This window comes from Gorillibacterium sp. CAU 1737 (assembly GCF_039888655.1).
Taxonomy (GTDB): domain Bacteria; phylum Bacillota; class Bacilli; order Paenibacillales; family NBRC-103111; genus Gorillibacterium.
On the sequence record NZ_JBDQQO010000003.1, the window covers coordinates 190,509 to 202,791 of the forward strand.

The 12,283-nt window shown below is 57.9% G+C and carries 13 protein-coding genes; 9 read left to right on the forward strand and 4 right to left on the reverse strand.

Features of this window, described 5'->3' with window-relative positions:
* The first annotated feature begins 116 nt into the window (after positions 1-116).
* A complete protein-coding gene (locus AAFN83_RS08280; protein ID WP_347768519.1) occupies positions 117-1,406 on the forward strand; it encodes an MFS transporter in 1,290 nt (429 codons plus the stop codon).
* 119 nt (positions 1,407-1,525) lie between these two features.
* Here AAFN83_RS08280 and AAFN83_RS08285 read toward each other — a convergent pair whose 3' ends face one another.
* Positions 1,526-2,164, reverse strand: coding sequence for a metal-dependent hydrolase (locus AAFN83_RS08285; RefSeq protein ID WP_347768520.1), 639 nt, complete (start codon positions 2,162-2,164; stop codon positions 1,526-1,528).
* Positions 2,165-2,401: 237 nt separating this feature from the next.
* On the opposite strand from AAFN83_RS08285, the gene AAFN83_RS08290 reads away from it, so the two are divergent.
* The 7 genes from AAFN83_RS08290 (at position 2,402) to AAFN83_RS08320 (ending at position 7,753) form a co-directional block, all read left to right on the forward strand.
* On the forward strand, positions 2,402-3,991 hold the full coding sequence (locus AAFN83_RS08290; protein ID WP_347768521.1) for an amidohydrolase: 1,590 nt from the start codon (positions 2,402-2,404) through the stop codon (positions 3,989-3,991).
* 30 nt (positions 3,992-4,021) lie between these two features.
* Positions 4,022-4,693 (forward strand): DJ-1/PfpI family protein, encoded by a 672-nt coding sequence (locus tag AAFN83_RS08295; RefSeq protein ID WP_347768522.1) that lies wholly within the window; start codon positions 4,022-4,024, stop codon positions 4,691-4,693.
* Positions 4,694-4,845: 152 nt separating this feature from the next.
* On the forward strand, positions 4,846-5,580 hold the full coding sequence (locus AAFN83_RS08300; RefSeq protein WP_347768523.1) for a DUF6199 family natural product biosynthesis protein: 735 nt from the start codon (positions 4,846-4,848) through the stop codon (positions 5,578-5,580).
* A 36-nt stretch (positions 5,581-5,616) separates the two neighbouring features.
* On the forward strand, positions 5,617-6,144 hold the full coding sequence (locus AAFN83_RS08305) for a YfiT family bacillithiol transferase (protein ID WP_347768524.1): 528 nt from the start codon (positions 5,617-5,619) through the stop codon (positions 6,142-6,144).
* A complete protein-coding gene (locus AAFN83_RS08310; protein WP_347768525.1) occupies positions 6,144-6,746 on the forward strand; it encodes a DUF4269 domain-containing protein in 603 nt (200 codons plus the stop codon). The genes AAFN83_RS08305 and AAFN83_RS08310 overlap by 1 nt, the downstream gene beginning before the upstream one ends.
* Positions 6,747-6,786: 40 nt before the next feature.
* Positions 6,787-7,131: a transposase gene (locus AAFN83_RS08315; RefSeq protein WP_347768526.1), complete on the forward strand. Its 345-nt coding sequence runs from the start codon at positions 6,787-6,789 to the stop codon at positions 7,129-7,131.
* Between the two features lie 43 nt (positions 7,132-7,174).
* A complete protein-coding gene (locus tag AAFN83_RS08320; RefSeq protein WP_347768527.1) occupies positions 7,175-7,753 on the forward strand; it encodes an SMI1/KNR4 family protein in 579 nt (192 codons plus the stop codon).
* Between the two features lie 110 nt (positions 7,754-7,863).
* On the opposite strand, the gene AAFN83_RS08325 is transcribed toward AAFN83_RS08320, so the two are convergent.
* The 3 genes from AAFN83_RS08325 to AAFN83_RS08335 form a co-directional block, all read right to left on the reverse strand.
* Positions 7,864-8,280 carry a hypothetical protein gene (locus tag AAFN83_RS08325; RefSeq protein WP_347768528.1) on the reverse strand — a complete coding sequence of 139 codons (417 nt, stop codon included), beginning with the start codon at positions 8,278-8,280 and terminating at the stop codon, positions 7,864-7,866.
* 170 nt (positions 8,281-8,450) lie between these two features.
* Complete coding sequence (locus AAFN83_RS08330; RefSeq protein ID WP_347768529.1) at positions 8,451-9,383, reverse strand: ABC transporter permease; 933 nt, start codon at positions 9,381-9,383, stop codon at positions 8,451-8,453.
* A complete protein-coding gene (locus AAFN83_RS08335; RefSeq protein WP_347768530.1) occupies positions 9,376-10,293 on the reverse strand; it encodes an ABC transporter ATP-binding protein in 918 nt (305 codons plus the stop codon). Before AAFN83_RS08335 ends, AAFN83_RS08330 begins: the two co-directional genes overlap by 8 nt.
* A 422-nt stretch (positions 10,294-10,715) precedes the next feature.
* Here AAFN83_RS08335 and AAFN83_RS08340 point away from each other — a divergent pair, with 422 nt between their 5' ends.
* Entirely contained in the window at positions 10,716-11,870 is a 1,155-nt protein-coding gene (locus AAFN83_RS08340; RefSeq protein ID WP_347768531.1) for an LCP family protein, read from the forward strand.
* The last annotated feature ends 413 nt before the right edge of the window (positions 11,871-12,283 follow it).

The window sequence follows — 12,283 nt, forward strand, 5'->3', positions numbered from 1 at the left end:
AGAAGCGATCGGTCTTTCAGTCCCATTATTGACAAATAATTGAAGATGATCTACTGTCTAGTATAAATCAGTAGAGCTGCTGTGATGGGGCTGCAGGAAAGAGGCAAGAGAAGGGTATGTCTTTTTGGAAGCTGCAACGCAATGTGAAGGCAAGAATGATCGAACGTTTCATGACGCATATGATCAACAACTGCATTTTCCCGTTTATGGGTGTCTATCTGGCGGGTGAATTCGGAAAAAGCACCACCGGAGCCCTGCTGACCGCCACGATCCTGATCGCCTTCCTCGCCGGTATCTTCGGAGGCTACCTGTCCGACCGCATCGGCCGCAAAAAGCTGCTCGTCACCGTCGAGGGGCTTCGCTTCGCCGCCATTGTCGGCATGGTGATCGGCAGCACGAACGCGTTGGCCTCTCCCTATCTCGTTTGGACGGGCTTGTTTTTTTGCTATTTTTGCTCCGGGTTGTCGAGTCCGGCTGGGGATGCCCTGATCATCGATTCCAGTGAAAGCGAGGAACGGCGTTACATCTACAGCCTGGATTACTGGCTATGGAATATCTCCGTATTGGTGGGGATGATCATCGGCGGGTTCTTTTTCAAAGAGCATCGCCTGGAGCTCTTCGGTGCCCTCGGGGTGATCTCCCTGCTGTCGATCCTCATTTTGGTCTTCTGGATAAGGGAAACCTCCCTGCCCCTCAGCGCAGACCCTTCGGAAGGAAACTCGCAGGGGTTCCTTCGCAGCACGGTGACCAATTACCGGTCGGTCCTTCGCAATTCCCTGTTCGTCGTGTTCCTGATCGCGTCGCTGATCGACGTTTCGGTGCAATTTCAGTTTAACAACTACGGCCCCATTCAGCTTGTGGAGTCGGTTCAACAGACGACGCTTCTCCGCATCGCCGATTGGAGCTTCATCGTGGACGGCTACCGCCTGTTCGGGCTGCTTAACATCGTGAACACCGTGGTGGTGGTGCTGCTTGGAACGTGGATTCGCAAACGGACGATGAATCGGAGCGATCGGGTGGTCCTCTTCTCGGGATTGCTGCTTTATACCGTGGGGTATTCGTTCCTGGTCGCGTTCTCCCTCCCGTGGCTGTTGATCGGCATGATGGGGATCGTCAGCCTGGGGGAAATGATCTACAACCCGCGCAAGCAAGCGGTGCTTGCCGATCTCATTCCGGCTGAGCAGCGCGGCTCCTATATGGCGATGAACGCCTTTGCGATGCGGGGGGCGATGATGATCGGTTCGCTGTCTGTCATGCTGGGAAGTCTGGTTCCGCCTTGGGCGATGGGGGTGGAGCTGCTGCTGGCGGGGGGAGTCAGCGTCCTCCTGTACCGAAAGCTGTTCCGGATGCGGGAAGTCCGCACCCCTGCAGCATCCGATTCGCTTGCTGCCGTCCCGCCCGCTTGACAGCGCGTTTGGAGGGCGGAAGAGACCTCAGGCCCAGCCAAGGATAAAAAAGACGCATCCACCCCCATGATGGCACCGGGGCTGGATGCGTCTTTGCTTTCGGCAGGAACTACTGCTTGCTAACGAAGCTTGAACGACTTGCGGAGGAGCGGAGAGAACCACTTCACTCCGCTCGGGGTCAAAGTATCGGCGGCGAGATGCGAGAAATACCCTGCACCTGACGCCAGCATCAGGCCGGGGTAGCCCCACTCCAGCTCAAGCTGGTACCCGAGGGCGGTCCACGCGGCGAGCACCCACAGCGTGTGGGTCATGCCGCGGTGCTTCAGCCACGGAGCGATCACGACAAAGGCGCCCAAGCCGCAGAGGCCGAGCGAGCTTGCCCGCCAAGCAAGATACAGAAGACCGGTACCTACCGCGCTCACCAGCGCGTTGCGGATGAACCCTTCCTTGGCCGTGAGGCCTGCGAGAAGGAGGGCAACGCTCGCGAAGACGGGGAGCGGCGTAAAGCCGTACCGGACGCCGTAGAGGAGCACGCCGATGACGGCAAGCGCTCCGGCCGTCGGGACGGCGTAGCGCAGGAAGCGGGAGAGCGGGCTGAGGCGGGAGCTCAGCAGGCTGGGGCCGTCCAGGTCGGCAGCAAGCGCGGAAAAGGACGCGGCGGTGATCAGGAGAGCCGCATGAGGAAGGGAACCCGCGTAAGCAAGGGCTGCGCCGATGCCGACGACGGTTCCGATGGTGAGGTGGGTCGAGCCTTTCATGAGGTCCTCCTTTGGCTCTATCGAATGGGACAGGCAAACGTATGTTTGCTTTGGTAGTATACCTGCATCCACAGGATCGCCGCAACCCCATATGACTACTGGTGGTCGATTCCGGCCATCCGCGGTAGAATAGACAAAACTGCAACGGAGCCTGCTGGAGCGTGTTTGCCCACATGCCTTGGGGAGCCCTGAGAAGCCGAAAGGGATCAGCACAGCAGGAAGCGAGGAGGACAACGAGTGGCGGGAATATGGTTTAGCGGAGGGCGCAGCCCTTATGCGGAGCAGGACGAGCAATCCGTGTCTCTTTATTGCGAGGAAGGAAAGATCGTCGCCATCGGCAGCGACCGGGAACTGGCGCTGCAGCTTGCGGGAAGGGATGTGCAGCGCGTGGATTTGGACGGCGGGTACGTGCTGCCCGGTCTGGTGGACTGCCACATGCACCTCTCCATGCTGGGGATGAAGCTGGCTGCGCTTGATTTCAGCGAAGTGACCTCAAAGGATGAGATGCTTCGTCTTGTAAAAGCTCGCGCCGATCAGACACCGCCCGGCGAATGGATTCTCGGCCTCAATTGGAACGAGAATGCGTTCTTCCCGGCGGTTGCGCCGAACCGGGAGGAGCTCGACGCCGTCACGAATCGGCATCCGGTGCTTCTCACGCGCGTCTGCTATCATTCCTGGCTCGCCAACTCGGAGGCTTATCGCAAGGCCGGTGTGGCGGACCATGCGGAGGACCCGGCATCCGGCGCATTCGGGCGCGACGAGCGCGGGAGGATGAACGGCCGAATCTACGAGGATGCGGGCCATCCCTTCCACGCCGCAGTGCCGGAGCCTTCCTACGCCGAGAAGAAGGCCTGCATCCGCCGGGCAGCCGAATACGCGCTGTCGCTCGGACTGACGGCGTCGCACACCGATGACCTGCGCTACGTGGGCGACCTGTCCACGATGCTGCGCATTCATCGGGAGCTGCGGGAGGAGGGCGTCTTCCTCCGAACCCATCAGCTCGTATATTATCCGCACCTGCCGGAGGCAAGGGAGCTCGGGCTTCGCGCCGGAAGCGGCGACGATTGGCTGCGCATCGGCGGTGCGAAGGTGTTCGCAGACGGCGTTCTCGGCGGACGAACCGCCTGGCTGAGCGAGCCGTATGCGGATGACCCCGGCAACGCCGGCTTCCCGATCCACTCGCCGGAGGCGTTCGGCGCCATCGTCCGCGAGGCGAGAGAGGCCGGCTTCCCCGTCGCCGTTCACGCCATCGGTGACGCGGCGGTGGACCTCGTGCTCGCGGAGCTGGAGCGGCAGCCGGTGGAGCGGGCGAGCGGGCTTCCCGACCGCCTCATCCATGTTCCGGTGCTGCGCTCCGAGCAGCTCGCCCGGATGAGCCGCCTACGGCTTGCCGCCGACATTCAGCCGCCGTTTGTTACCGGCGACTACCCGTGGGTGCGCGAGCGGCTCGGGCAGCGGGCCGTCCACCGCTACGCGTGGCGGACGCTCCTTGCCGCCGGCATTCCGTGCGGCGGCAGCAGCGACGCACCCATCGAGCCGCTGTCTCCCTTCCACGGGCTCTACACGGCCGTGGCTCGCCGCAAACCGGGCGAGCAGCACGAGGGCTACGAGCCGGAAGAGAAGCTCTCGCTCGCGGAAGCGGTTCGCCTGTATACCTACGGCGGGGCGCAGACGGCGGGAGAAGAACAGGAGCGAGGATGCCTTGCCCCGGGCTATGGGGCGGACTTTACGGTAGTCGACCGCCCGTTCTCGGCGGACCCGGAGGAGTGGCTTCGCATGAAGGTGATGCGGACGGTCGTGAATGGGGAAACGGCTTACCGCTGCTAGACAATCGAAGGTGACGAGGGGGAGAGACGAATGAGAGAAGAGCAATCCCGGAATGCCGAGCTGCCTCCGGCATCCGATGCGGTGCCTTACGAAACCCGAAAGCGCAAGGTGGCGGTGCTTTTGTTCGAAGGGATCGAGGTGCTGGATTTTGCCGGGCCTTATGAGGTGTTCGCCATGGCTGGCAAGCAGGGCGGTGACTTCGAGGTGTACACGACCGCCGAGACGGTCCACCCCGTCCAAGCCGTGGGAGGGCTTCGGCTCATCCCAGACTATGCCCTTGCCGACTGCCCGCAGCCGGACATCCTGATTGTCCCTGGCGGCATGGGGACGCGGCGCGACCTGGCGAACCGCACCCTTCTGGACTGGATCGCCACCGTCGGGAAGGAATGCGAGCTGCTCATCTCGGTTTGCACAGGCGCTCTTTTGCTCGCGGCGGCCGGTCTTCTGGGCGGACTTGAGATCACGACGCATCACGGGGCGATCCCGCTCCTGCGCGAGCTCGCCCCGCATGCAACCATCCGCGAGGATGTGCGTTATACAGATAACGGACGCATCCTGCTGTCCGCGGGAGTGTCAGCCGGGATCGACGTGTCCCTCCATGCTCTGGGCAAGCTCCATGGGCCGGAACGGGCACTCCTTGCCGCAGGCCAGATGGAATATCCCTGGCTTAGCCCGGATGGAGAACCGGAGCGGATCGACTGAGAGTGAGGCCTGGTCCCGTCCTTCACCTGGTGAAGCCGGCTGGTCTATGGTCAATCTTGTGAATGGGGACGGAGTCTTTCATGAATAAGGACCAACAAGTCGAAACAGAATCGGGCAAAGGGTCAACGTATGGGCAAGGGGGGAGCAAGAGGATGAACCGGCATTCTTTTCGAGAATGGAAGAAATGGCAGGTGATCGTGGGGGTTATCTCCATTTTGCTGCTCGTGGGGATCATCTGGTCCATCCCCCGCTTTCAAGACAAGGCGTTCGAACTGGACGGTCATAAATACCGATTGGCCGAAGAAAAAGACGGAGAGAGGATCTACCGCTCCTTTCCTCGGGATAGGCCAGTCATTCGCGTGAAGGGTGAAGAAGCAGGCGAGCGGTATCAGGTATCCATTGGCAAAGTGCAAGTTTCCATCGATTTCGAGTATGAAGCTGAACATGGCAAGGTCTATCAAGTGACGGATTCGGTAGGGACAAGGAAGGTGAAGGTGCCGCTTTATGGCGGCTGGATTGAGGTAGAGCAGCCGGACGGAACCTTCTTTCCGGAATTCGTGACCACCATGCAGACAACCGGTTTGGGGGAAGTAAACAAGATCGAGGGGGGATTCCTCTATCCGGCGGATGTTCTTATACGCATCGTGGATCCTGCTCGACAGGAGAAGGACGGACAACCGGGTTATTACGTGATTGGCTTCTTGCTGTTGGCAGTGAGTTTCCTCTCCTGGAGATTTCGGGATTTCTTCTTTTACCTAAAATATGCGGCGAACGTCGAGTCTCCTGAGCCGACGGATTTCTATATCACTTCAACCAAGATTTCAGCCATCATCATTGCCATCGTCGGTGCCGGTCTGCTGTTTTTTGGTATCGTCTCGGTTGTTTAACCCCCTAAATCATCTGAATAAAAGGAGTCGAGTCCCATGGATCTTCGTTACCCGATCGGCACGTTTGAATGGCGGGGTGAGGTAACCGTCGAACAGCGGAAGCTATGGATTCAGGACATCGAGGTGCTTCCATCTCTGCTGGCGGCCGAGGTGAACGGACTGACCGATGAGCAGTTGGACACCCCCTACCGGGAAGGCGGGTGGACAATTCGCCAGGTGGTGCACCATCTGGCAGACAGCCACCTGAACAGCTTCGCCCGGTTCAAGCTGGCGCTTACCGAAGACAATCCGACGATCCGCCCTTACGAAGAAGCTCTTTGGGCAGAGGGAGCGGATGCCCGGCTGCTTCCCCCCGACGTGTCGCTTCGGCTTCTGGCCGCTCTCCATGAGCGCTGGGCCTTCCTGCTGCAATCCTTGAGCGATGAGGAATTTAGCCGAACGTTTTACCATCCCGAATCGGGAGCGGTCACACGGCTCGACGTCAACACGGGTATTTACTCCTGGCATGGCCGTCATCACCTGGCTCATATCCGCGGGCTGAAAGAGCGGAAGGGCTGGTCTTGATGACCGCCCGCATACCCGGACCGCCGCATGGGACGGGCTTCTGGCCGCCGGGAATGAGAGAAGGAACACCGAGGCAGCAGGAGGCGGCTCGGGTGCTGGAGGAGCTTCATTTGGAAGAGGAGCTTGGCGGCTATTCCCCCCGACTGGTTGGAACTGTGCCGATCGGCATCGATGTGGATGGCTCAGACCTTGACGTGATCTGCGAGGCGCAGGACCTGGAGGCTTGGTGCAGGGACGTAACCGCCCGCTTCCATCATCATGCCGGCTTTCGCTGCTCCGGTGCAGGTAGAGCTTCGGCTACGGCCAATTTTGTACACGAGGGTTGGGAGATCGAGCTGTTCGCCCAAGACCGCCCGACGGATGAGCAGAATGGGTACCGCCATATGGTGGTGGAGGAGCGCATTTTGCGCTGGCTGTCCCCTGCTGAACGGGAGCGCATTCGCGACTGGAAGACGCAGGGGATGAAGACGGAGCCGGCGTTTGCCCGGTTGCTTGGCTTATCCGGCGATCCTTACGAGGAACTGCTTGTTCTGTGGGATGCTCCTGATGAGGAAATTCAGGAACGGCTTCGCTGGGCCAGACTTGCGCCGGATCGCGAATGAAAAGGGATTGGACCTATTTATTGGAAGGAGATCGACCGAGATGATTGAAAGGTTTACGCAGTCTCTCTATGAAACCATTGTGGAGGGTAATTTGAAGAGTTACCAAAATCTTTTTGAGACGACGGAGGTTAAATCAAACACCGTCGAGTATTGGAAGGATGCCATTGCTCTCTACCGCGGGCTAACGGAGGAGCAGCAGAAGGTTTTTCTAAGGATTCTCAAGCAGACCATAACCGATACGTTGTCCAACGCGCTTGGTGCAATCGATGGGAGTTCGACCTTGAACGGATTTACCGCCACCCCTCGCCTGTATCTGGATTCTGTGGATACGGAAGGGGATTTGCAAGATTTTTTCCTGGGCTATGTAGAGGGCCATAACCATTGATAGGCCGAAAGTACTTTTTGACAGACAAGAGGAGGAACGAAGGATGCTCGCAGATCGTTTTCAGCAATTGTTAAGCTTAGCCCAAGAACAGAGGCCGGACTATCCGGCATCGTTAGGCTCCCCGCCGGAGAGTGGGCAGGAACTGCTCCGCAAGGCAGCAGGAGAGGGGGAAATCCCCGACCTGCTGTCCACCCTCTATCGACAGGTATCCGGCACGAGAAGGAGCATCCCGGAGCAGCATCTCATGGATTTCCTTCCCGGTTACCGCTTGATTCACATCACGGAGCTGCTGCAGGAGACACAGCGTGCCCGAGAAACGCTGCTGGAGGAGGGGGATTGCCCGCCGGCCAGGGTGATCCCCTTTTTGGCCAACTACTCCGGTGACTTTTACTGCGTGGTGCTCGACGATACAGGAGCCGAAAAGATTTGCGTGCTCACGAACCTAGAGGGAGAGCTGGAGGAATGGTCAGCCTCGCCCGCGGAGTTCTTGGAGACCGTGTCAGCCTTCTACCGGGAGGGGGCGTTCACCGTCGATGCGGACGGCTTCCTGGAGGTGGACTTCGACAAGGTGGATGAGATCGGCCAGAGAATCAACCCGGATTCTCCCTATTGGATGGACTAGCTTCCTATGCCCGAAAAAGGCCAAAACCCCCGAGAGGCGTCGGCAATTGCACGACGCCTCTCGGGGGTTTCTCTGCCTTATGGGGATGATACAGGTTGCCGGGATCCTTCTTACGGTTTGAGAGGTTCTCGATTGTCTACCCGGCGAAAATCATCATCCGGGTCATCTGCGCCGGTACCGTTCAGCAGATCGATCCCGTTCACCACCTCGGTGAGCGGGGCTGCCGGATCGACGGGGGAGCCGGGCGCGATCTCATCTGCATCAGGCACCGCAGCCAAGTCGATGGGACCTACCGGCTCCTCGGGAAGGACCTCTTCCCGGTTGCCCGCTTCGCTTGACGAGCGCAGGTCTTCACCATAGACTGCATTCCATGCAGGATTCACAGTATCGTTCGGCGAAGAGCCGCCGAGGAGTGGTTCGCCGAAGGCCGTCCCATTGCGATAGCCAGCACCGTTGTCTAAAGCATCCTCCTGCTCCTTACCAGCAGCAGAAGCTTCTATCGAGTTTTCGAATTTGTCGTCTGCCATCTTGTGTTCCGCCTTTCTCCCGAAGTAGGCGCGGGGTTTTCCGCCGGACCATCAAGGCCGCGGGGGAGCTGATGCTTTTTACCCGAATGCACCTGCTGTTAAACTTCCCGGATCGAGGGGATGTGATTCGAAGAGCCGGGCATACGTCGCGGTTCGAACCTGAGAAGCGATTAGGCGGCGACGTCGCGTTTTTTGAAGAGGGTCCAGGTGAGGAGATTCATGACGATGAAATATCCGACAAGGACCAAGATGGAAAAGGTAAGCGTCATGTCATCCCGGAGCGGGGCGTCGTTCAAATATTGAGTCAAGTCCGTGTTGGCGAACAAGTAATACTTGATCCACGAGTAGCCCTTCAGCAGATGAATCGCCGTATTGCTGAGCAGGAGCACGACAATCGACAGCGCGATCGCAAGTGAATTGGATCGGAAAAGGGTCGAGATCATGAAGGCGAGCGTCACGGTCATGAGCAGATTGACGCAAGAGAGGCCGTAGATGGAGAGGGTATGCACGATCATATTGCTTTCATGCACCGCTCCATCGCTCCCCACGGAGAGGTGAGGGAGGCTCGCACTGTCAAAGCCAGAGAACAGGCCGCCAAATCCGTATGAGGCCCCGAACAGCACAATCAGCAGGAATAGACTGAACAGCAGTGAGGAGAGGTATTTGGAGAGAAGGACCTTGTTCCGCGAATGGGGCCGGATGAGCAGCATCTTGACCGTTCCTTGGGTAAATTCCCCGGCGACAGAATCGGCTGCGACCACGACGGTAAAAATAGTGACCAGAACGATAAGGTCGCTCATGTCGAGCACAGAGCCCCACAACGTATTGTCCGGTGGAATCAGGTCATGCTCCAGACGATACTCTTCCAATTTGATCCGCTCTTCAAAGTAGTTTCGATTCTGCATGGACGGGTTGTCGTTCAGCGCGCTCTTGTAATTCTTGATGGTTTCGGCCGATTCTTGTTTCCAGTTGGCAGGGTCGGGACGGAAGTGGTTGATTTGGTAGGCTCCGAAGCCGACGATCCCGATGAGCAAGAGGACCATGATCCAAGTCCGGAAACGGCGGTACGTCTTCATATTCTCGTTGCGAATCAGGTTAAGCAATGCGATCACTCCCCGTCATTTCCAAGAATTTGTCTTCCAGGCTCTTCGTCACAGGGCGGATGCCGTACACCCGGATACCTGCTCGGATCAACGCGGCAGTCAGCTCCGCGACCTCCTCACGCTCGGCCGTGACCTCGATTCCTTCCGGAGTCATCTGGGCCTCTCGAGCTAGGGTGATGGCTTCCTTCGCTCCGGCGGGGTCATTGACCTCGAAGAGATATCGGCTCGATTCTCCTGCATTTACGAAATCGCTCATGGTGCGCACGTCGACCAGTCGACCGTTCTGAATGATCCCGATGCGATCGCACATCAACTCCATCTCGGACAGAAGATGGCTGGAGACCACCACAGAGATGTTGCCCTCATGGGCAAGCTTCCTTAAGTAATCCCTCAATTCGCGAATGCCTGCCGGGTCAAGCCCGTTGGTGGGCTCATCCAGAATGAGCAGGGAAGGCTTGTGCAGGAGAGCTTGAGCGACACCGAGCCGCTGCCTCATGCCGAGCGAGTAGCGCTTCACCTTGTCATGAATCCGATTTTCCAAGCCGACCAGCCGTACGACCTCCATGATCCGCTGCCGGCTGATGCCGCCGGGAAACATACGGGCGTAATGCACCAGGTTGTTGTAGCCGGACAGGTATTTATAGAATTCGGGATTCTCCACGATGGCGCCCACGTGGCGAACCGCCGCCTCAAATTCGCTGCGGATGCTCTTCCCCTCGATCAGCACATCCCCTTCGGTCATGCTCATCAGTCCGACCATCATCCGGATGGTCGTCGTTTTGCCGGCCCCGTTCGGACCAAGAAAGCCAAATACCTCTCCCTTCGGGACTTCGAAGCTCACCTTGTCAACCAAGGTTTTTCCGCCGATCCGCTTCGTAACTCCGAGAAGCTTCACTGTCGGTTCGTTCATTGTTTCTTCCTCCTTTGGGTTCGTTCACTTGTTCCAGTCTAATCCCAAGGGCGGACCGGCAAAACCGCCTTCGGCCTGTCCTGGATCCTGGACCATGGTCGAGGGGGGAACGGGGCGAAAGATGGGTGACGATCAACGCTTGAACGACGAAGACAGGAAAAAAGAGGGGGAGCCCAAGACGGAATTGCATCCTTTTAGGCATTTGCTCCGTCATATCCTTCGACAGGAACAGCCCGGGGCCGGACCTGCGGCAAAATGATTCCAAGCGGTGCAGAGGGTGAGGAGGGGAGCGAAACCGCTCGGAATCATACGCGATCAAAAAGTTCACAAAAAATTCACAAATATCCCGATGGTTTAGAGGTAAAATGCCGTATACCCCTTGTAGCCCAAACGGGCTAGACCCAAGGATAAGGAGGACCTTCATGAAGACCCATCGAACCCGCCGCCGCTGGCTGATCGGGATTTCCATAAGCCTGGCCGTGGTTCTATGCGCCGTCGGCGCTTATGCCGCTTATATCTACCAAAAGGCTGATCAGGCCATTCATAATATTGCTGCTTCTCCAACTCCTGCACCATCTGATGGAGCATCTCCCACACCAACACCATCTGTAGAGGAGGAGACGGACAAACCGATCTCCTTCTTGCTCACGGGGGTAGACAGCCGCGGAGGCAGCGAAGGATCCATGAATACAGACGTGATCATGCTGCTCGCCCTCAACCCGAAGACCGATGCGGCTACCATTATCTCCATTCCCCGCGACCTGGAGCTCAAGCCGGGTGATATCCGCAATCACAAAGCGAACTATTTCTTTCCTTACTTTTATCTGAAAGACAAGGACACGGCCTTCACCGAAACCAAAGCACTCTATTCGCGACTCTTCGGGGTTCCCATCGACTACATGGCCATGGTGGATTTTCAAGGCTTTCGCGACCTGGTTGACGAACTCGGCGGCGTCCGCGTGGACGTCGACATGGATATGAAATATCGCGATACCTCAGACGGAACCAATATCGATCTCAAGCAAGGCCTGCAAACCTTAGACGGCAAAAATGCGCTCGACTTCGTCCGTTACCGCAAGTCGAACCAGGGGACGAGCGAATCGTCGGATACTGCTCGCAATGCAAGGCAGCAGCAGGTGCTCAAGCAGATTCTGAGCAAGCTTACCTCCATCAACGGACTCGCAAGCTTGGGCGATATCCTTGACATTGCAGGCCGCAATGTCAAGACGGATGTACCGGAGAGCGAGCTGCGGAGCTGGATCGGACGAATTCGCGACCTGAAGCCGGATGAGGTGGAGTTCATTCATCTGAGCGGCGATTGGATCAGTCCCTACATCGTTCCGAAGGAGTCGGAGCTGAAGCAGGCCCTCACCGCTTTCCGTGCTCGCCTTGGCCTCGATGCGACCGCTGAAGGAGGCGAGCAGCTAAATCGACTTCCGATGTATGTTGGGCTCACCCCGGATGCGGATTCAGATCCGGCGGGCAGCGGCACAGCTTCCTCCGGCAGCAGGCCGGGCGGAGCTTCGGAGCTGACAGAAGAGGCGGAAGGGCAGACCCGTTCTCGTCCCGTCAATTAGCGCAGCATTGCCCGCTTGATTGCTTCCATCCGACCAAACTGCATGTTTCTTTTTCCTCGGCTCGCTTTCATCCAGCCAAACCGACTCGTCTCTTTATTCCCCCGTTCGTTGTCGGGGGGAGGAAGGAGACGGGTTCTTTTTTTGACTTCCTATGACAAAGGAGATCGCGAAGTTCGACGGATTCCAACAAGAACAGGAATTGGAACAGGCTGACACAATTGAGGCAAATGAGAATGATGTTCATCACTTCTCTGGAAGGAAATACCTACTGAAGGCGGAAAAATCGGGGTGGAAGCGGTTCCAAATGGTGGAAGAGGTTGCTGCTGCTCACTCGAATTAGAAGCATCTGTTCTACTAATTGGAACCCTCTGTTGTAGAGCAGAAGAAAAGAGAAGCTGCTCCATGGAGCAAGC

Excerpts from the sequence above, each read along its gene's own strand:
- AAFN83_RS08280 (WP_347768519.1), top strand. The coding sequence starts at position 117 with ATGTCTTTTTGGAAGCTGCAACGCAATGTGAAGGCAAGAATGATCGAA.
- AAFN83_RS08285 (WP_347768520.1), bottom strand. The coding sequence starts at position 2,164 with ATGAAAGGCTCGACCCACCTCACCATCGGAACCGTCGTCGGCATCGGC.
- AAFN83_RS08295 (WP_347768522.1), top strand. The coding sequence starts at position 4,022 with ATGAGAGAAGAGCAATCCCGGAATGCCGAGCTGCCTCCGGCATCCGAT.
- AAFN83_RS08300 (WP_347768523.1), top strand. The coding sequence starts at position 4,846 with ATGAACCGGCATTCTTTTCGAGAATGGAAGAAATGGCAGGTGATCGTG.
- AAFN83_RS08305 (WP_347768524.1), top strand. The coding sequence starts at position 5,617 with ATGGATCTTCGTTACCCGATCGGCACGTTTGAATGGCGGGGTGAGGTA.
- AAFN83_RS08310 (WP_347768525.1), top strand. The coding sequence starts at position 6,144 with ATGACCGCCCGCATACCCGGACCGCCGCATGGGACGGGCTTCTGGCCG.
- AAFN83_RS08315 (WP_347768526.1), top strand. The coding sequence starts at position 6,787 with ATGATTGAAAGGTTTACGCAGTCTCTCTATGAAACCATTGTGGAGGGT.
- AAFN83_RS08320 (WP_347768527.1), top strand. The coding sequence starts at position 7,175 with ATGCTCGCAGATCGTTTTCAGCAATTGTTAAGCTTAGCCCAAGAACAG.
- AAFN83_RS08325 (WP_347768528.1), bottom strand. The coding sequence starts at position 8,280 with ATGGCAGACGACAAATTCGAAAACTCGATAGAAGCTTCTGCTGCTGGT.
- AAFN83_RS08335 (WP_347768530.1), bottom strand. The coding sequence starts at position 10,293 with ATGAACGAACCGACAGTGAAGCTTCTCGGAGTTACGAAGCGGATCGGC.
- AAFN83_RS08340 (WP_347768531.1), top strand. The coding sequence starts at position 10,716 with ATGAAGACCCATCGAACCCGCCGCCGCTGGCTGATCGGGATTTCCATA.